The organism is uncultured Tyzzerella sp. (assembly GCF_963558545.1).
In the GTDB taxonomy this organism is placed as follows: Bacteria; Bacillota; Clostridia; order Lachnospirales; family CAG-274; genus Tyzzerella.
The window spans coordinates 14,226-35,124 of record NZ_CAUWHO010000007.1 but is presented as its reverse complement, the minus strand read 5'-3'; the positions used below and the strand labels follow the sequence as shown (position 1 = coordinate 35,124).

General features: G+C 29.4%; 19 protein-coding genes and 1 pseudogene. 13 read left to right on the top strand and 7 right to left on the bottom strand.

What is annotated here, in order from left to right; translation table 11 throughout:
* Positions 1-73: 73 nt before the first annotated feature.
* The 5 genes from R5Z65_RS01445 to ispE all read right to left on the bottom strand — a co-directional run bounded on the left by R5Z65_RS01445 (position 74) and on the right by ispE (position 5,836).
* Positions 74-787, bottom strand: coding sequence for an FtsQ-type POTRA domain-containing protein (locus R5Z65_RS01445; RefSeq protein ID WP_317366604.1), 714 nt, complete (start codon positions 785-787; stop codon positions 74-76).
* A 9-nt stretch (positions 788-796) separates the two neighbouring features.
* On the bottom strand, positions 797-2,056 hold the full coding sequence (gene murA / locus R5Z65_RS01440) for a UDP-N-acetylglucosamine 1-carboxyvinyltransferase (RefSeq protein WP_317366602.1): 1,260 nt from the start codon (positions 2,054-2,056) through the stop codon (positions 797-799).
* 75 nt (positions 2,057-2,131) lie between these two features.
* Positions 2,132-4,348: a UvrD-helicase domain-containing protein gene (locus tag R5Z65_RS01435; protein ID WP_317366601.1), complete on the bottom strand. Its 2,217-nt coding sequence runs from the start codon at positions 4,346-4,348 to the stop codon at positions 2,132-2,134.
* Positions 4,349-4,382: 34 nt separating this feature from the next.
* Positions 4,383-4,838 carry a VanZ family protein gene (locus R5Z65_RS01430; RefSeq protein WP_317366599.1) on the bottom strand — a complete coding sequence of 152 codons (456 nt, stop codon included), beginning with the start codon at positions 4,836-4,838 and terminating at the stop codon, positions 4,383-4,385.
* A 122-nt stretch (positions 4,839-4,960) separates the two neighbouring features.
* Positions 4,961-5,836 carry a 4-(cytidine 5'-diphospho)-2-C-methyl-D-erythritol kinase gene (gene ispE, locus R5Z65_RS01425; RefSeq protein ID WP_317366597.1) on the bottom strand — a complete coding sequence of 292 codons (876 nt, stop codon included), beginning with the start codon at positions 5,834-5,836 and terminating at the stop codon, positions 4,961-4,963.
* 179 nt (positions 5,837-6,015) lie between these two features.
* Between ispE and R5Z65_RS01420 the strand changes: the two genes are divergently transcribed.
* The 13 genes and pseudogenes from R5Z65_RS01420 (at position 6,016) to R5Z65_RS01355 (ending at position 18,157) form a co-directional block, all read left to right on the top strand.
* Positions 6,016-6,465, top strand: coding sequence for a transcriptional regulator (locus R5Z65_RS01420; protein ID WP_317366595.1), 450 nt, complete (start codon positions 6,016-6,018; stop codon positions 6,463-6,465).
* Positions 6,466-6,477: 12 nt separating this feature from the next.
* A complete protein-coding gene (locus tag R5Z65_RS01415) occupies positions 6,478-7,452 on the top strand; it encodes a beta-ketoacyl-ACP synthase III (protein WP_317366593.1) in 975 nt (324 codons plus the stop codon).
* Positions 7,453-7,576: 124 nt separating this feature from the next.
* On the top strand, positions 7,577-8,518 hold the full coding sequence (gene fabK, locus R5Z65_RS01410) for an enoyl-[acyl-carrier-protein] reductase FabK (RefSeq protein ID WP_317366592.1): 942 nt from the start codon (positions 7,577-7,579) through the stop codon (positions 8,516-8,518).
* A gap of 31 nt (positions 8,519-8,549) precedes the next feature.
* On the top strand, positions 8,550-9,476 hold the full coding sequence (gene fabD / locus R5Z65_RS01405; RefSeq protein ID WP_317366590.1) for an ACP S-malonyltransferase: 927 nt from the start codon (positions 8,550-8,552) through the stop codon (positions 9,474-9,476).
* Positions 9,476-10,207: a 3-oxoacyl-[acyl-carrier-protein] reductase gene (fabG, locus tag R5Z65_RS01400; protein WP_317366588.1), complete on the top strand. Its 732-nt coding sequence runs from the start codon at positions 9,476-9,478 to the stop codon at positions 10,205-10,207. The genes fabD and fabG overlap by 1 nt, the downstream gene beginning before the upstream one ends.
* 14 nt (positions 10,208-10,221) lie before the next feature.
* Positions 10,222-11,460, top strand: coding sequence for a beta-ketoacyl-ACP synthase II (fabF, locus tag R5Z65_RS01395; RefSeq protein WP_317366587.1), 1,239 nt, complete (start codon positions 10,222-10,224; stop codon positions 11,458-11,460).
* A gap of 5 nt (positions 11,461-11,465) precedes the next feature.
* Positions 11,466-11,951, top strand: coding sequence for an acetyl-CoA carboxylase biotin carboxyl carrier protein (gene accB / locus R5Z65_RS01390; RefSeq protein ID WP_317366586.1), 486 nt, complete (start codon positions 11,466-11,468; stop codon positions 11,949-11,951).
* A 310-nt stretch (positions 11,952-12,261) separates the two neighbouring features.
* Complete coding sequence (fabZ, locus tag R5Z65_RS01385) at positions 12,262-12,687, top strand: 3-hydroxyacyl-ACP dehydratase FabZ (protein ID WP_334309012.1); 426 nt, start codon at positions 12,262-12,264, stop codon at positions 12,685-12,687.
* Positions 12,688-12,696: 9 nt separating this feature from the next.
* Positions 12,697-14,043, top strand: coding sequence for an acetyl-CoA carboxylase biotin carboxylase subunit (locus R5Z65_RS01380; protein WP_317366583.1), 1,347 nt, complete (start codon positions 12,697-12,699; stop codon positions 14,041-14,043).
* A 19-nt stretch (positions 14,044-14,062) separates the two neighbouring features.
* Positions 14,063-15,736: pseudogene (locus R5Z65_RS10175) on the top strand (acetyl-CoA carboxylase carboxyl transferase subunit alpha).
* A 43-nt stretch (positions 15,737-15,779) separates the two neighbouring features.
* Positions 15,780-17,186, top strand: a complete 1,407-nt coding sequence (locus R5Z65_RS01365) for an alpha-L-fucosidase (RefSeq protein ID WP_317366578.1) — start codon at positions 15,780-15,782, stop codon at positions 17,184-17,186.
* A gap of 16 nt (positions 17,187-17,202) precedes the next feature.
* Positions 17,203-17,751, top strand: a complete 549-nt coding sequence (locus tag R5Z65_RS01360) for an isochorismatase family cysteine hydrolase (RefSeq protein ID WP_317366577.1) — start codon at positions 17,203-17,205, stop codon at positions 17,749-17,751.
* Position 17,752: 1 nt separating this feature from the next.
* A complete protein-coding gene (locus tag R5Z65_RS01355; RefSeq protein WP_317366576.1) occupies positions 17,753-18,157 on the top strand; it encodes an NUDIX hydrolase in 405 nt (134 codons plus the stop codon).
* A 412-nt stretch (positions 18,158-18,569) separates the two neighbouring features.
* Here the strand turns inward: R5Z65_RS01355 and glmM are convergent, their stop codons facing one another.
* Both glmM and aroE read right to left on the bottom strand, forming a co-directional pair.
* Positions 18,570-19,919 (bottom strand): phosphoglucosamine mutase, encoded by a 1,350-nt coding sequence (gene glmM, locus R5Z65_RS01350; RefSeq protein ID WP_317366574.1) that lies wholly within the window; start codon positions 19,917-19,919, stop codon positions 18,570-18,572.
* 65 nt (positions 19,920-19,984) lie between these two features.
* Positions 19,985-20,842, bottom strand: a complete 858-nt coding sequence (gene aroE / locus R5Z65_RS01345) for a shikimate dehydrogenase (protein WP_317366571.1) — start codon at positions 20,840-20,842, stop codon at positions 19,985-19,987.
* Positions 20,843-20,899: the final 57 nt, after the last annotated feature.

Here is a 20,899-nt window from a genome sequence, read left to right as displayed (position 1 = left end):
TGTTATTAAATTTGCGTTCTATTTTTTGTTATAAAAATCGACAAAATAATTGTTTATATTACAAATTATGGCTTTATGTAATATATTTAAAAATAGGTGCTTTGTTTATATCATCTATGTATAAAAACCCTTTTTCCGTAGGTGTAAAATTTTTAAGTATTTCATTTAGAGTATTCATTTTTATGTTTATAGCATCTATATTTCCTATAATAACATCTAACTTTTCTGTATATAAATGTATATCCTCTAAATCTGATACATCTATTTTAAGAATATCATTTAGATTTTCTTTATTTTTTATAGCATTTGTTATTTCCATTACTATTTCAAATGCTGTGTTATTTTCAGTCTTTAGCTTTTGCCCAATAATAAAACTATTAAATTTTAATCCATAAATCATTGGTAGTGGCTCTTTATAAGATGATTTTACATCTATAACAACACCATCTTTATCTATATATATATAGTCATTTATGTAAGGTATATATCCAACCACTTTTCTTTCAATAATATCAATAGTTACTGTATTGGGCAGTTTTCTTGTTACTCGTATATTTTCTATATAATAATTACTTTTAACTCTTCTTTTTGCTACAAAACTATTAAAACTAAGTATGTTGGTTGTTTTATCTAGTTTCATTTGTCTAATAATGTCTGATTTTTCTATTGTTTTTATACCATTTATTTGTATATTCTCTATATTGAGCCAAGGCGATAGCATTAATAACATAAATATTAGTGCTATTAATGCTACACCAATTAAAATATAAGTATATATTTTTTTCATTAGATTCACCTAATCTTTGATATGTTTTATATCTGCTCCTAAAATGTTAAGTTTTTTATCTAAATGTTCATATCCTCTGTTTATATAGTCAGCACCCTCTACAACTGTCTTTTCCTTTGCAAAAAGTCCTGCTGTTATAAGGCTTGCTCCTCCTCTTAAATCTTTTGCAAAAACATTTTTACCAGTTAATTTATTAACCCCTTTTATAATAAATGTACTATTATCTTCTATAATGTTACAACCCATTTTGTTAAGCTCTGGTATATGTTTATTTCTAGCCTCAAATATATTTTCTTTTATAATACTTTCACCATCTGCAGTTGCTAATAAAGCCATTAGTTGTGGTTGTAAATCTGTTGGAAAATATGGGTATGGCTTAGTTTCTAAAAATTCTATACATTTTAACTTTTTATCATTTTTAATTTTTATATTATCTTTATCTATAACAATATTACAGCCCATTTGCTCTAAAATATCTGTTAAAGATTTTACATAATTTGGTGTTATACCATTTATTTTTACATTTCCATTTGTTATAGCAGACATACATAAAAAAGTACCTGCTTCTATTCTATCTGGCATTATAGTATATTCAACTATATTATTAAGCTTTTCTACACCTTTTACAGTTATAGTGTAAGTCCCTTCTCCATATATGTTAGCACCCATTTTTCGTAAAAATTTCACCATATCTATTATTTCTGGCTCTTTAGCACAATTTTTTATAACAACTTTGCCTTTTACAAAAATAGATGCCAAAATAATATTTTGAGTTGCTCCTACACTAGCAAAAGGTAGGTCTATAATTCTTTCCTTTATAGTATCCACACTAGCTTTTATTAATTTTTGGTTATCTTCTATTTTTATCCCTAGCTCTTTAAATGCTGATAAATGAAAATCTATTGGTCTTTTGCCAAGGTTACACCCTCCAGGATAGCTTATACTAGCTTCTTTAAATCTAGATATTATAGCTCCTAAAAATATTATGGAAGAACGCATTTTTTTAACTAAATCTTCTTTAACATTTGTTTTATACATATTTTTAGAATTAACAACAACAGTATTTTCTCCGTAATTAACTTCACAACCTAAATCTTTTAATATATCTATAGCTACAAAAGTATCTAAAAGCATAGGAACATTTTTTAATATACATATACCACTATTTAAAACAGTTGAGGCAAGGATAGGCAAAACAGCATTTTTAGCACCACTTATAAAAACTTCACCGTTTAGCTTATTTCCACCTTTTATTATATACTTTCCCATATATAACCCTCCAATTTTTTCATATTATGTATAGTATGAAAGGGTATATAAGTAGGTTACAATTTTTTATATTTTTTATATTTTTTTTAATTTAGATAAGTTTGCCATAAGTTTCTTTTCTCCAAAGTTGTCAAAATTAATAGTTACTTCATAGTCTGCACCTGCTGGGCTTATTTTTAAAACAACGCCTTTACCAAATTTAAAATGTTTAACTACATCTCCAACACCAAAATCTAATGATACATTTTTAGGTGCTGGTATTTCCTTTTTAAGATATGTTGAAACATTAGGCTTATATGTAGGCTTTGGTCTATAACTACTATCTTCTTCTACTGAAAACGAGATTTTAGAAGGTTTGTCTGGTTTTTGCTTAATGTTTAATAAATCTTTTGGTAATTCTTTAAAAAATGAAGATGGTGCATTACTTATATATCTTCCGTGTTGTAATCTAGATTTTGCATTTGTAAGATATAGTTCTTTTTTTGCCCTTGTTATACCTACATATAAAAGCCTTCTTTCTTCTTCTATGCCAGACTGATTTTGGCTTGTTAATGCACGGTATGTAGGGAATATACCCTCCTCAAATCCAGCTATAAAAACTGTAGGAAACTCTAACCCTTTAGAGCTATGTAAAGTCATTAATGTAACAACATCATCATCTTCTTCCATAGAATCTATGTCAGCTACTAAAGATACTTCTTCTAAAAATTTTGTAAGAGATACATCATCTTCTTCAGATTCTTCATATTCTACTGCCTTGCTAACAAATTCTTCTAAGTTTGATACTCTGCCTAAAGCTTCATCTGTTCCTTCTTTGTTAAGTTCTTCTAAATATCCAGTTTCATCTAATATATAATCTATCAAATCGGATATATTTAAACTTTGGCTTTTTTGTATAAATCCATTCATCATATTATAAAAGTCTATAACACTTTTTGTTTTCCTACCTAAATCTGTTATTTCTCCCGCTTTAGACAATGCTTCAAAAAGAGAAATATTATTTTCTTGTGCATATTCACTAGCTTTTAATATACTTGTATCCCCTATTCCTCTTTTAGGAACGTTTATTATTCTTTTTAATGATATATCATCGCTAGGATTTTCTAAAACTTTTAAATAGCTTATAATATCTTTTATTTCTTTTCTACCATAGAAGTTTACACCTCCATATAGTTTATACGGTATAGATAAAAACACCATTTGCTCTTCTAAAAGTCTAGATAGGCTATTTGTTCTATATAATATTGCAAAATCTCTATAAGAATATCCTTCTTTTATTTTTTTGGCTATTTCATTAGCTATAAACATAGCTTCTTCTCTATCGGAGTTACATTTTTCATAGTTTATAAGAGAGCCTTGTTCATTTTCTGTCCATAGACTTTTTTCTTTCCTACCAAAGTTATTTTTTATAACAAAGTTTGCTGCATCTAATATAGTTTTGCTAGAACGATAGTTTTGTTCAAGCTTTATAACTTTAGCATTTTTAAAGTCTTTTTCAAAGTCTAATATATTGTTTATATCAGCACCTCTCCAACCGTATATACTCTGGTCGTCATCTCCTACTACACAAATATTTTTATATTTATTAGCTAAAAGCTTTACAAGCATATATTGGCTTGTGCTAGTATCTTGATATTCATCAACCATAATATACTTAAAACGCTCTTGGTAATAATCTAGTACATCAACATTAGTAGCCAAAAGATGTACTGTTTTAAATATAAGGTCGTCAAAATCTAATGAATTGTTTAATTTTAATCTATTTTCATACTCTTTGTATATATCACAAATCATTTTTTTTCTAAAATCAGAACCTATGTTTTTTTCATAATCACTAGCTGTTATAAGCTTATCTTTTTGTCTTCCTATCTCACTTAAAACTGCTTTAGCACTTAATAAATCATCATTTATTTTGTACTCTTTCATTATATCTTTTATAAGTCTTTCTGCATCATCTGCATCGTATATAGTAAATTTATTATTATACCCTATTTTTTGTATATCTCTTCTTAAAATTTTAACACATAAAGAGTGAAATGTAGATACCAAAACTTGTCTACCCTCATCGCATATAGAATAAACTCTATCTTTCATTTCTTTAGCTGCTTTATTAGTAAAAGTGATAGCTAAAATGTTAAAAGGTCTCACGCCTTTATTAATTAAATATGCTATCCTATGTGTTAAAACTCTAGTTTTACCAGAGCCTGCCCCTGCTAAAAGAAGAAGAGCCCCATCTGTTGTTAAAACAGCCTCTTTTTGCATAGGGTTTAACTTATTTAAAAGTTGTTCCATATTTATTCTCCTAAATTAATTTATATATTAAATTTTAATTATTTAATCTATTCTTATTTTTTATTATAAAGCTTGTAAAAACTAATAATACTCCTAAAATCGCTCCAGAGAAATCTAGCAACACATCTTTAACAGAAGATGCACGTCCTGGTGAATATATTTGTATAAATTCATCTATAACTGGTATAAATATAGAAAAAAACATAGGAAACCCAATTATACTAAATAATCTATTAGTAAAAGCTTCAAATGTCAACATAAGAAAAATACCTAAAGCAAAAAATTCTATAAAATGGGCCAATTTTCTTATAAAGTGTCCACTAACTTGAAAATTTAACCCTATTGTATTTATTAAATTGTTTACAAACATTAAAACAGCTGTACTAGTATTAGAAGAGCTTTCACCATTTTGCATAGAATTATAAAAAACAAATGATATTATTAGTATAGTAATAGCTAAGTATATTGATTTTTTAAAATGTATTTGCATATAGCCTCCTTCTAAAGTCTATCTTTATATTATATTCCAAAATACAATATTTGTAAATAATAATTTATAAACAATTTATTTATATTAAAAGTATTAAATATATGTTATCATTTTAAATTTATTTAATTTTTATACATATTAAAAGGCCTAGTAGCAAAAATGTCCTTTACTTTTAAATTTTTTGCTATATAATTTTTTGCTATTGCCATTTGTTTTTTATTTTTAAATATTCCAAAAACAGCAGAGCCACTTCCACTCATAAGGCTACCTAAAGCACCATTTTTTAACATAGCATCTTTTATATCTTTTATTATAGGGTATCTTTCAATAGACACACTTTCTAAAACATTACATAAATTTTTAGAAACACCCTCTATGTCATCTTTTTCTATATAGTATATAATTTTTTCTATGTCTGGTCTTTCTTTTATGTTAGCTAAATCTAAATTTTGAAAAATAGTAGCTGTAGATATACTAACGTGTGGCTTAACAACCAATATATAACAATCTGGCATTTTTTTTAAAGGGGTTAGCTTTTCTCCTATACCCTCTGCTAAATATGTGCCTCTTTTTACGCAAAAAGGTACATCTGCTCCAAACTCTTTAGCTACTTCTAGCAATCTACTATTAGGTATATCAAGCCCAAATAGTTTTCTAATACCAATTAAAGCAGCTGCACAGTCTGCACTACCACCACCAAGCCCTGCACAAGATGGTATTTTTTTATTTAAGTTTATATGTATACCATATTTGATATTGTATTCATTTTTTAAATATTCTGCAACTTTATAAACTAAATTTCTATTATCTGTTGGTATCCAATATACATTTGTTCTTAGCTTTATGTCATTTGTAAAAGTCTTTTTAATTTCGATAGTATCTGATAAATCTATAGACTGCATAATCATTTCTAAATTATGATAGCCGTTGTCTAACTTTTCTACAACATCTAGTGCTAAGTTTATTTTAGCTTTTGCAAAAAGTCTTACATTTCCCATAATATCACCTTTTGTAAAATATTTTTTTATATTTTAACATATAAACTATAAAATAAAAACAATTTTTTGAATTTTTTATTAAAAATAAACCAAAACACTTGACGTTTGTTTAAAGTAATAATATACTTTGATTATCAAAAGATTTTTTTAGCGTTGTATAATAATATGGAGGCTGCATTATGAAAAAAACTTTAGATACTATTAGTGGGCTTATGTCTAGCGTTTTTAACGATATAATTAAGCTAGAAGAAGTTTTTTTAAAAAATAACAAATATAAAGATGTGTCCTCTCGAGAAGTAAGGACTATTGAGGCAATAGGCACAAGCAAAACAAAAACTATGGGCTCTGTTGCCAAAAATCTGGATATAACCCTTGGTACATTAACAGTTTCTGTAACAAATCTAGAAAAAAAAGGGTATGTTATAAGAGAAAAATCTCTTAATGATAAAAGAGTAGTTAATGTTAGTCTTACAGAAAAAGGTAAAAAACTTTTTAGATTACATAAAAAATTTAAAGAAAATATTATGAAATCTATAGTAATAGAACTTTCCAACCAAGAAAAAGAAATTTTTAATGGTGCATTGACTAGGGTTAGCCAAACATTGCATAAGCAATGTATAAATATTTAAAAGGAGAAAAATATGTTTAATTCAAAAATAGTTGGATTTGAAAGCTACTTACCTAAAAAAGTTGTAACAAATGATGAGCTTTCCAATATTGTAGAAACATCTGACGAATGGATATATACAAGAACTGGTATATCAAAAAGATGCCTTTCTACACAAGAAAATACATCAGATTTTGCTATAAACGTAGGTAAAAAGTTAATAGAAAAATCTAATATTCCAGCAGAAGATATAGATGTTATTATTGTTGCAACAATAACACCAGATTATTTAACACCTTCTACTGCTTGTATGGTACAAGGAGCAATAGGTGCTAAAAATGCCTTAGCCTTTGATATAAATGTAGCTTGTTCTGGTTTTGTATATGGTTTATCTATTGCAGATAAATTTTTAAAATCTGGAATATACAAAAATGCTATTGTAATAGGTGCAGAAACCTTATCTAAAATAGTAGACTGGACAGATAGGAGCACTTGTGTTTTATTTGGAGATGGCTCTGGTGGTGCTATATTAACATCTTGCAAAGACTATAATAGCGTAATATCAGAAGATTTAAATGCCGATGGTATGTCTTGGCAAGCTATAACAGGTGGTAACCTAAACAATAATAACCCATTTACAGAAAAAAAAGATGATAACTCTTTTTATCTAGCAATGAATGGCAGAGATGTATTTAATTTTGCTACAAAAACTGTACCAAAAAGTATAAATGAAGTTTTAATAAAGGCTAACCTAACATTAGATGATATAAAATATATAGTACCTCATCAAGCAAATAGCCGTATAGTTGAAGTTGTTGCAAAAAAATTAAAAGTAAGCTTAGATAAATTTTATCTAAATTTACAAAACTTTGGCAATACATCGGCAGCCAGCATACCTATTGCCTTGGCAGAGATGTCCCAAAAAGGACTTTTACAAAAAGGCGATAAAATAATAATCGCAGGCTTTGGTGCTGGTCTTACTTGGGCATCTATGATTGTTCAAATATAGGTGTTTTATGAATAATAATGATAAAATAAAACTAATAGTTTATACTATGGTTGGTATGGCTCTTGGTAGCATACTAGGTATAATAATTTATAATATTTTTAGTAAAGGTTAAAAAGGTGATAAAATGAAATCAAATTTATGTGATATACTAGGTATAAAATATCCTATTTTTCAAGGTGCTATGGCTTGGGTGTCTGATGGTGAGCTTGCTGCTAGTGTATCTAATGCTGGTGGGCTTGGTATTATAGCTGGTGGTAATGCACCTGGAGAAATTGTAAGAGAAGAAATTAAAAAAGCAAAATCTTTAACAGATAAACCTTTTGCAGTAAACATTATGCTTTTATCTCCTTTTGTAGAAGAAGTTGTAAAAGTGGTATGTGAAGAAGGCGTTAAGGTAGTAACAACAGGTGCTGGTAACCCTGCTAAATATATGGACTTATTTAATGAGCACAACATTTCTGTAATCCCTGTTATACCATCTGTTGCTCTTGCACAAAAAATGGAAAAAATAGGTGCTAAAGCATTAATTGCAGAGGGTATGGAAGCTGGTGGACATATAGGTAAACTTACTACTATGGCTTTAGTACCACAAGTTGTAGATGCTGTTAATATCCCTGTTATAGCTGCTGGTGGTATTGGAGATGGTAGAGGTTGTGCTGCTGCCTTTATGCTAGGTGCAAAAGGTGTTCAGCTTGGTACTAGATTTTTATTATCAGACGAATGTAATGTACACGACAACTACAAAGAAAAAGTAATAAAAGCTAAAGATATAGATAGTGTTATAACTGGGCAAATAACAGGACACCCTGTTCGTATTTTAAGAAACAAACTTGCTAGACTTTACGATACAGTGGAAAGAGAAGAACTTAAAAAAGATACGCCAGATATAGAAAGAGTAGAAAAATTAGGTGCTGGTGCTTTACAAAAAGCAGTTAAAGAAGGCGATGTAGAAAATGGCTCTGTTATGGCAGGACAAATAGCAGGTATGGTATCAAAAAGACAAAGTAGCCAAGAAATTATAAACGAATTAGTTAGCGAATTTGATGCTTTAATGGGTAATAAATAATATATTAAATATAAAATAAAGGAGATAAAATATGAAAATATGTTTTATATTTAGTGGCCAAGGTGCTCAATATAATGGTATGGGCAAAGAGCTTTACGACAACTTTACAGTATGTAAACAAGTGTTTGAAGAGGCAAATAATGCTCTAGGCTTTAATATAACAGATATATGCTTTAACGAAGATGAAAGGCTTAACCAAACAGAGTATACACAACCATCTATTTTAGCAACAAGCTATGCTATATACAAACTTATGGAAGAAAAGGGTATAAAATCAGACTATATGGCAGGCCTTAGCTTAGGAGAATATTCAGCCCTTTGTGCTAGTGGCTCTATAAGTTTTAACGAATGTGTATCCCTTGTAAGAAAAAGAGGAAAATATATGACAGAGGCTGTTCCTGTTGGTGTTGGTGCTATGTCTGCTGTTATGAATGCCGATGAAGATATTATAAATGAAGCTCTAAAAGAAGCATCTACAGATACAGAGCTTGCTATGATTGCAAACTATAATGCTCCAGGGCAAATAGTTATAGCAGGGCACACACCTGCTATTGAAAGGGCAGAAACTATCCTTAAAGAAAAAGGTGTAAAAAAAGTTATAAGACTTAACGTAAGTGGACCTTTCCATACATCTTTATTAAAACCTGCTAGTGATAAATTAGCTAAAGAGCTTGAAAATATTACTATAAACACACCTAATATAGACGTATTTACAAACTTAACAGGAGAAAAAGTAGACAACATAAAAGATACATTAATAAAACAAGTAATGAGCCCTGTTAAATGGGAGCAAACTATAAAAAATCTTATTAACCTTGGTGTAGATACTTTTATAGAGCTAGGCCCTGGTAAAACTTTATCATCTTTTGTAAAAAAAGTTAGTAAAGAAGTTAGTGTATATAACGTAGAAGATTTAGCTAGCTTAGAAAAAACTTGTAAAGGAATAGGTATAGAATAATGTTAAAAGAAAAAACAGTAATAGTTACAGGTGGTGCTAAAGGTATTGGCAAAGCCATTGCTATAGCTTTTGCTAAAGAAGGTGCTAACATTGTGTTAAATTACAGAAGCACAAGCCCAGAAGACGTGGCTAAAGAGATAGAAAGCTTTGGTGTAAAATGTTTAAGCGTTCAGGCAGATATAAGTGATTTTGAACAAGCTAAACAATTAGTAGATAAAGCCTTAGAAGAATTTAAAACAATAGATATTTTAGTAAACAATGCTGGCATTACAAAAGATAACCTTCTTTTAAAAATGTCTGAAGACGATTTTGATATGGTTATTAACACAAATCTTAAAGGTGCTTTTAATATGATTAAACATACTAGTAAAGTAATGCTTAAACAAAAAAGTGGTAGCATTATAAATATGAGTAGTGTTGTTGGTTTAACTGGTAACATTGGTCAGGTAAACTATTCTGCTAGTAAAGCTGGTATGATAGGTATGACATTTTCTACTGCTAGAGAGCTTGCATCTCGTGGTATTACTTGCAATGCTATTGCTCCTGGCTTTATAGAAACAGATATGACAGATGTTTTACCTGATAGCATAAAAGAAAATATACTTAACAATATCCCTCTTAAAAGAATGGGAACAACAGATGAAATAGCTAGTACAGCAGTATTTTTAGCTAAAAATAAATATATAACAGGTCAAGTAATTACCGTAGATGGCGGTATGGTAATGGCTTAGTCTAGGAGGTTAATATGGAAAGAAGAGTAGTTATAACGGGTATGGGCTTAGTTACCCCTGTTGGTAATAACATAAACGAGTTTTGGGAAAATATAAAAAATGGTAAACACGGTATTGGCAAAATTACTCATTTTGACACATCAGATTCTAAAGTAAAAATAGCAGCAGAAATTAAAAACTTTGAGCCAGAAAAAGTTTTAGACAAAAAAGAAATTAGAAGACTTGAGCTTTTTAGTGTATATGCTTTATATGCAGCACAAGAAGCTGTAGATAATAGTGGTATAGATTTAGACAAAATAGACCCATATAGATTTGGTACAATAATAGGCTCTGGTATGGGTGGTATTGGTATGATTGAAGACCAAATGATTAAAATGGTAGAAAAAGGCCCTTCAAGACTTGCACCTTTATTTATACCAAGTGTTATAACAAATATGGCAGCAGGACACGTAGCAATACGTTTTGGTGCAAAAGGTATTTGCGAAACAGCAATAACTGCTTGTGCAACAAGTACAAGTTGCATTGGTATGGCTTATAAAAATATAAAATTTGGATACGAAGATGTTATATTAGCTGGTGGTACAGAAAGTACTATTACAAAAGCTGGTATTGGTGGATTTGCTGCTTTAAAGGCATTGTCTACATCAGAAGATTTAGACAGAGCATCTATCCCATTTGATAAAGAACGTAACGGTTTTGTTATGGGAGAAGGCGCTGGTGTACTTGTTTTAGAAGAGCTAGAACACGCAAAAGCTCGTGGTGCTAAAATATTAGCAGAAATTGTAGGATATGGTGCTACTTGTGATGCCTACCATATGACTGCTCCTTGTGAAGATGGAGATGGTGCTGCTCGTGCTATGATTAAAGCTATGGAAGAAGGTAACGTAAACCCTAACGATATTACATACATAAATGCTCACGGTACAAGCACACCTGCTAATGATGTAGGCGAAACTAAAGCTATAAAATTAGCCCTTAAAGAAAATGCCTACAATGTTTCTATTAGCTCTACAAAATCTATGACAGGGCATCTTTTAGGTGCAACAGGTGCTGTTGAAGCAATTACTTGTGTATTAGCTTTAGAAAATAACTTTGTACCTCCAACTGTAGGTTATAAAGTGCCTGACGAAGAATGTGACTTAGACTATACACCAAATGTAGGTAAAGAACGTGAAATGAAATATGCTTTATCTAATACGCTTGGCTTTGGTGGACATAATGCAGTATTATGCCTTAAAAAATGGGAGGACTAATAATAATGGATTTTGAAAAAATTAAAGACCTAATGCAAAGTTTAGATAGCTCTAATCTTATGGATTTTGAACTTAAATTAAATGATGGCTTTTATCTTAGAATGAATAAATACAATAGTCAACCTATTTCACAAAATAATAGTGCACCTATTGTTAGCAACAATAACGTAACAAGTGCCCCTACTATAAACAACATAGCAGAAAATATATCAGAGCCTATAACTATTATACCAGAAACTAAAAAAGAAATTAAAGAAGGTAATATAGTAGCAAGCCCTATTGTAGGAACATTTTATTCTAGTAGCTCCCCTACTAAGCCTGCTTATGTAAAAGTTGGAGATAAAGTACAAGAAGGCGATGTTTTATGTATTATAGAAGCTATGAAAGTTATGAACGAAATAACAAGCCAGTATAGTGGAGAAATAGTTGAAATATTAGTAAATAATGAAGATATGGTAGAATACAATCAACCTTTATTTAGAATAATTTAGTTATTATAGGTATGCTTTAGCATACCTATAATATTAAGTCATACCTTAATTGGTTTTATCAATTTTTTGAATACTCATATTCAAAATCAGGTATTCCTATATATTTTTCTCACAAAAATTAATACAAAAACACGTATATAATTTTTATTTAAAATATTAAGTCATACCTTAATTGGTTTTATCAATTTTTTGAATACTCATATTCAAAATCAGGTATTCCTATATATTTTTTTCACAAAAATTAATACAAAAACACGTATATAATTTTTATTCAAAAATATTAAGTCATACCTTAATTGTATGAAAGGAGATTATTATGGAAATTAAAGAAATAATGGAGATTATACCTCATAGATACCCTTTTCTTTTAATAGATAGAATAGTAGAAATAGAAGAAGGTAAAAAAATAGTTGCTATAAAAAATGTAACAATGAACGAACAGTTTTTTCAAGGACACTTCCCTGTAGAACCTGTTATGCCTGGCGTATTAATAATAGAAGCTATGGCTCAAGCCGGTGCTTGTGCTATATTGTCTATGGAAGAATACAAAGGAAAAATTGCATACTTTGGAGCAATAAACAATGCTAAATTTAGAGATAAAGTAGTGCCTGGTGATACTTTAAGGCTAGAAGTAGAGCTTTTAAAGCTTAAAAAGGTTGCAGGTATAGGAAAAGGTATAGCCTATGTAGGAGATAAAAAAGTTGCAGAAGCAGAATTTACTTTTATGATTGGATAGAGGTGTCTTATGTTTAATAAAATATTAATAGCAAATCGTGGAGAGATAGCAGTTAGAATAATTAGAGCTTGTAGAGAGCTAGGTATATCTACTGTTGCCGTTTATTCTGAGGCAGATAAAAAGGCTCTACATACACAACTTGCAGATGAGGCAATTTGTATAGGTGGTAACAAAAGCTCATCTAGTTATCTTAATATGAACAATATTATAAGTGCTGCTTGCCTTACAGGTGCTAATGCTATACACCCTGGATTTGGATTTTTATCCGAAAATTCAAAATTTGCCGATATGTGTAAAGAATGCAATATTAAGTTTATAGGACCAGATGCAAAAACAATAGACCTTATGGGTAATAAAGCTAATGCAAGAAAACTTATGATAGATGCTGGCGTTCCTGTTACACCTGGTAGCGATGGCATAGTAGAAAGTGTAGAAAAAGCAAAAGAGCTTGCAAATAACTTTGGCTATCCTGTTATGATAAAAGCATCTGCAGGTGGTGGTGGTCGTGGCATAAGAATAGTTAGGGAAGAAAAAGACATAGAAGAAGCATATAATTCTGCTAAAAGTGAAGCTAAAGTAGCCTTTGGAGATGATAGCATATATATGGAAAAAGTAATAGAAAATGCTAGACACATAGAAGTACAAATATTAGCAGATGAACACGGAAACGCTATCCACTTAGGCGAACGTGACTGCTCATTACAAAGAAGAAACCAAAAAGTACTAGAAGAAGCCCCTTCTATTGCCCTTGATGAAAAAACAAGAAAAGCTATGGGAGATGCTGCTATAAGAGCCGTTAAAGCATCTAATTATAAAAATGCTGGCACAATAGAATTTTTATATGGAAAAGACAATAAGTTCTACTTTATGGAAATGAATACTCGTATACAGGTAGAACACCCTGTTACAGAAATGATAACAGATATAGACATAGTTAAAGAGCAAATAAGAATAGCTTATGGTAAAAAACTTAAATACACTCAAGATGACGTAACATTTAATGGACACAGTATAGAATGTAGAATAAATGCAGAAGACCCTTATAATAACTTTGCACCATCTCCTGGTAAAATAGACTATTTATTTTTACCTAGTGGTTGTAATGGCCTTAGAGTAGATAGTGCTGTATATGCAGGATATACTATACCTAGCTTTTATGATTCTATGATAGCTAAAGTTATAACAAAAGGTAAAACTAGAGAAGAAGCTATACAAAAAATGAAAAGAGCTTTAAACGAATTTGTCATAGAAGGTGTTAAAACTAACATAGACTTTCATATGGAGCTTTTAGAAAATGAAGACTACCTAAACGGAAATTTTGACACATCATTTATCGCTAATAAAATTATAAAATAGCTTTGAAAGGAAGATGTAAATGGATTTATTTAAAAATAAAAAAAGTCCTAATAATATAGATAAAAAACTAACTAAACAAAAACTTCTTTTAAAACCAGAAGTGCCAACAGGACTATGTATAAAATGTAGTGGCTGTGGGACTACTGTATACTCTAAAGAGCTAGGATTATACAATGTTTGCCCAGAATGTAACTTCCATTTTAGGCTATCTGCTAGAGATAGAATAAAAACTATTGCCGATAAAAATATCTTTGTAGAATTTGATAAAGATATGTATGCAAAAAATCCTTTAAACTATCCTAACTATGATGAAAAAATACAAAACCTTAAAGAAAAAACAGGGCTTAATGATGCAGTGGTTACAGGTAAATGCCAAATATATGGTAAAGACTGTGTTTTATGTGTTATGGACTCTAGCTTTATAATGGGTAGTATGGGTTCTGTTGTAGGAGAAAAAATAACAAGAGCATTTGAATATGCAACAGAACATAAACTTCCTATTATCATTTTTACTGCATCTGGTGGTGCTAGAATGCAAGAAGGCATAGTATCTCTTATGCAAATGGCAAAAGTTAGTGCAGCAGCTAGCAGACATTCCGATGCTGGACTTTTATATGTAACTGTTTTAACAGACCCTACAACAGGTGGTGTTACAGCTAGCTTTGCTATGCTTGGTGATATAATATTGGCAGAGCCAAACACTCTTATTGGCTTTGCAGGCCCTAGAGTTATAGAGCAAACTATTAAACAAAAATTACCAGATGGCTTCCAAAAAGCAGAATTTTTATTAGAACACGGCTTTGTAGATGCAATAGTGGAAAGACAAAGACTTAAAAAGACCTTATCTACTATTTTAAAAATCCATAAAAACAATATATAAGGAGGTGCTAAAATGTCAAATGCTTTTGAAACAGTAAAACTAGCAAGAAAAGTTACAAGACCTAATGCTAAAGAATATATAGACTATATATTTACAAACTTTATAGAGCTACACGGAGATAGAGCATATAAAGATGATAAAGCTGTTATAGGTGGTATTGCTATTTTAGACCATCAACCAGTTACCATTGTTGGTATACAAAAAGGCTCTACAATAGAAGAAAATATAGAAAGAAACTTTGGCTCACCTCACCCAGAAGGATATAGAAAAGCACTAAGGCTTATGAAACAAGCAGAAAAATTTAATAGACCTATAATAACATTTATAAACACCTCTGGTGCATACTGTGGTATAGGTGCAGAAGAAAGAGGACAAGGAGAAGCTATTGCAAGAAACCTTTTTGAAATGGCAAATCTTAAAGTACCTATTATAGCCATTGTTATAGGCGAAGGTGGTAGTGGTGGAGCTTTAGCCCTTGGTGTTGCAGACAGAGTTTGGATGTTAGAAAATTCTGTTTATTCTATACTATCTCCAGAGGGATTTGCAAGTATTCTATGGAAAGATTCTACTAAAGCACCAGAAGCAGCAGAGCTTATGAAAATAACAGCTAAAGACCTTTTAGAGCTTGGCATAATAGAAAAGGTTATACCTGAAGTAGATGGTGGCGTAGAAATGGACTTTATGTACACTGCCCATATTTTAAAAGAAGAGCTTATAAAAGAAATTAACACCCTTTTAAACATAGATAAAGATAAACTTTTAGATGATAGATATAACCGTTTTAGAAAAATGGGTGAATTTGAAGAATTTTAAATTTACTATAAATATTTATTATAGATATAAGGAGGTTATCATTATGAATAACTTATCTAACAAATTAATTAGCATACGCCCTAGTAAAAGACAACTTAACTGGCACAAACTAGAGTTTTATTCTTTCATACATTTTGGTATAAACACATTTTATGATAGAGAATGGGGCAATGGCAAAGAAGACCCTACTATGTTTAACCCTACTAAACTAAATACAGACCAATGGGTAGAAAGCTTAAAAAGTGCAAACATAAAAGCTGTAATATTAACTTGTAAACACCACGATGGTTTTTGTCTATGGCCTAGTAAATATACAGAGCATAGCGTAAAAAATAGCCCATACAAAAATGGTAATGGAGATATTGTAAAAGAGCTAAGCGAATCTTGTAAAAAATATGGCTTAAAATTTGGTGTTTATCTCTCTCCTTGGGATATGAACAATAAACTTTATGGTACAGATGAATATAACAAATTTTTTAAAAATCAGTTAACTGAGCTTTTAACAGAATATGGAGATATATTTAGTGTATGGTTTGACGGTGCTTGTGGCGAGGGAGAAAATGGTAAAAAACAAGTATATGATTGGGAGGGATATTATGCCTTAATAAGAAAACTCCAACCAAATGCTTGTATAACTATATGTGGCCCAGATGTTAGATGGTGTGGCAATGAGGCTGGACATTGTAGAAAAGAAGAATGGAATGTTGTTCCTGCTAGATTATCAAAATCCGAAATAGTTCAAGAACACTCACAAAAAAGTGATGATGCCTCCTTTAGAGAAAAAACAATTAGCTCTACTGATGAAGACTTAGGCAGTAGAGAATTATTAAAAGATGAACAAGATTTAATATGGTATCCTTGTGAGGTAGATACATCTATAAGAAGTGGTTGGTTTTATCACAAAAATGAAAATCCAAAACCACTAGATAAACTTTTAGATATATACTATAACTCTGTTGGTGCTAATGCTACATTGCTATTAAACGTTCCTCCTAATACAGATGGCCTTATTGATGATAAAGATGTAGAAATACTTAAACAAATAGGCTCTCATATAAACGATGCTTTTAAAGAAAATATCGTAAATGAAGCAGAAATTAAAGTAGATTTTATTGATGATAGCACTAATATTTATAATATTGTATCAGATGATGATAATTTTTATAAAGGTGTTAATAATGAAGAAAAAGCAACTATTAGCTTTAAATTTGATAGTGTAAAACAAATTAAAAATATTGTTTTAAAAGAGCAAATAGCTTTAAGCCAAAGAATAGAACGATTTGAAATTTATGCTAGTATAGATAATAATATGGTTAATGTTTTTAATGGAACAATTGTAGGTAGTAAAAGAATTTGTAGGCTAAATAATGTTAATACCGATTATATAGAAATAAGAATACTTAAATCAAGAGTTTGCCCTACTTTAAATTTTGTAGGTATATATGTATAATTAACGAGGTGATATTGTGAATAACTTATTAATAATTGTAGACTATCAATATGATTTTGTTGCAGATGACGGCCTTTTAACAGCTGGTAAAAAAGCTCAAGATATAGAAAATAATATTTATACCCTATCTAACGAATATATAAAAAATAATAGTGATATTATATTTACTCTTGATACACATATTAAAGAAGAATGGCATATACACCCAGAGAGCAAAAGTTTTAACATACATTGTGAAAAAGGTACAAAAGGACATAAACCTTATGGTAAAATAGAAGAAATTTTATCATATAAAAATTGTAAAGTTTTAGAAAAAAAAGGATATACTCCTACACTACAAGATATAGAAAATATAGTTAATAACTATGATAATATAGAAATATGTGGTGTTGTTACAGATATATGTGTTTTACAAACTGCTATTACAATTTATAATGCTTGTGCAAATATGGATAAAAATATCCACTTTAAAGTAAACACTAGTGCTTGTGCATCTTTTAATGAAAATGGACATACATTTGCCTTAGACTATATGAAAAATATTTTAGGATTTGAAATTGTGTAATATGGAAAAAAGTTTTGCTATTGCCGTAAAATGTCTTTTAAAAAATACGGGTAATAAATACCTTATTTTAAAAAAGACAAAATATGAAAATAAAAATGATGCTAGTTCAAATTTATATGATATACCTGGTGGAAGGGTAGAATACGGAGAAAATATAACAGATGCTCTTATAAGAGAAGTATACGAAGAAACAGGGATTAATATAACATTAAATAACATAGAAAAAATATTAAATGCTACATCTGTTATAAGAAAAGATGGCTTGCACCTTGTTATTATTACATATTTAGTTAATATAAAAAATACTAGCATTAAAATTAGCCAAGAACATAGTGATTTTTACTTTGTTGATGAAAATTTTAAAGATTTGCCAAATTGGATAATAGATACAATTAATCTAGTATAGATACAAAAAATAGGATAATTTTCTTATAGTATCTCAAAAAAAATAAACTTATTATTTTTTTGAAGAGGTTGTAGATTTTGTCTATAACCTCTTTAATTGAATCCAAAATATTATTAAATCAAGTCTTTTTCATTTTTATATCCTATTTATAGGATATAAAAATTTTAATCACAATACGTGGATTTGCCTCGGATTGTGTAAAAAGCTAGATTTCAAGGGGCTTTAGCCCTTGTGCGAAGAAATCAGCTTTTCTACTCTAGATTATCTCAAAAAAATAAACTTGTTATTTTTTTGAAGAGGTTGTAGATTTTGTCTACAACCTCTTTATTTTTCTCTTATTTTTATTAAATACAATTAAGCATTTATATATACTTTTGAATATAACCTATTAAAAAAATTAGCTTTAAACACATTATTTTAACTTTTCCTCTATTAATTTAGCTAATTTTTTAGCTTCTTCATCTAATAATTTTTGGTCACTACCTTCTATCATAACCCTTACTAAAGGCTCTGTACCAGATGGTCTTATTAAAACTCTGCCATTTCCTTCAAACATTTTTTCAACACTATTTATAGCATTTTTTATATCTTCATTTTCAAGGTAGTTATATTTATTTTTATTATTAACCTTAGCATTAACAAGCACTTGTGGTAAAACTTTTATAATTTGTCTAAGCTCAGATAATTTTTTGCCAGTTGTTTTAATAACTTCTAAAAGCTTAATGGCAGTAAGTATACCATCTCCTGTTGTGTTGTAGTCTAAATATATAATATGTCCAGATTGCTCTCCACCAAAATTAAACCCATTTAAAAGCATTTCTTCTAAAACGTATCTATCCCCTACTTTTGTTTTTAAAATATTTATGTTATTTTTTTCTCCCATTATAAATAATCCTAAGTTACTCATAATAGTGGCAACAATAGTATTATCTTTTAGTTTTCCTTGCTCCTTTAAATAATTACCACATATAGCCATTATTTCGTCACCATCTACTATGCTACCGTTTTCATCTACTACAAGGCATCTATCCCCATCACCGTCAAATGCTATCCCTATATGAGATTTGTTACTTATAACTTCTTTACATAAATTTTCCATATGTGTAGAGCCACAATTATCATTTATATTTGTACCGTTAGGCTCTCTAAATATAACATTTGTATTTGCTTTTAAACTTTCAAACAATATAGGTGCTACTTGATATGTTGCACCATTAGCACAATCTATTGTTAAATCTATTCCCTCAAAATTTACATCTATTGTAGATTTTAAAAAGTCTATATAATCTTCTATTGCATCTTCTCTAGTTTCTTTATAGCCCACTTCGCTACCTTGTACATAAGGTATATCATCATATTTATTTATTATATAATCTTCTATTTCTTCTTCTACACTATCTGTAAGCTTAAATCCATTACTATTAAAAAATTTAATACCGTTGTCTTGAAAAGGGTTATGGCTAGCACTAATCATAACACCTGCATCTACACTATATTTTTTTACAAGATATGCAATAGCTGGTGTAGGTATAATACCTAAAGATATAACTTTAGCTCCCACAGAGCACATACCAGATATAAGACTTGCCTCTAGCATATCTCCAGATATACGTGTATCCATACCAACAATAATAGTAGGCTTATGGTTATTTTCTTTACTTAAAACATATGCACCTGCTCTACCTATTTTATAGGCAAGCTCTGGTGTAAGCTCCACGTTTGCAATACCTCTAACGCCATCTGTCCCAAAATATTTTCCCATTATTTCCCTCCTAACAAATAATTTTTGTATATTATATCATTTAAATTAAATTTGTTCAATATATTTTATTTTTTATAATTACTTAAAATTTTGTTTTTAATATTTATTTTATATAACATATCTATACCCTTATCTTGCCATATTTCCTGTGCCTTTAAAGCTTGGTATATTAACATAGAAAATCCATTTGCATATTTAATATTATTCTTTTCTACAATTTGCAGAAGCTTTGTTTTAAATGGTGTGTATATTATATCAAATACAAATTCTATATTTTTATCTTTAAAAAAACTCTCATCTAAAGGAGATTTTTCTATGCTTTCTCCAAATCCTAATGTCGTTGTATTAATTATTATATTCACGTTTTCTATACAGTGTACTTTATCTAAACTAAATATATCTACATTAGCATTTTTATAATATTTTAATATATGTTCTTTTAGCTTTACTGCATTTTCAATAGTTCTATTTGCTATAATTATTTTTTTAACTTTGTTTTTTAATGCCATAAAAGATGCTGTATACCCACTGCCACCTGCTCCTAATATTAATACTACCTTGTCTTTAATATTAATATTATTTTCTTTTAGGGTATCTTGCATACCATCTATATCAGTATTGTATCCTATATATCCATTTTGTGTATATTTTAAAGTATTTACTGCACCTATCATTTTAGCTTGCTCATCTATTTTATATAAATACTTTATTATATCTATTTTGTATGGGACTGTTACATTTAATCCCTTTACATTTTTATTAAAAAAATCATCTATTATATTTTTATCTAATTTTTCAACTAAAAATAAACTATATTTTTTATTGGTATATCCCATATCTTTAAAGAAAGTGTTATGTATCATAGGTGATATACTATGTTTTACTGGATTACCTATTAAAATATAATTATCTATAAAAATCACTCCTTTACCTGTTAATCAAGGTTCTGAATACTTTGTAGTCAAAAATAGATATTCCTA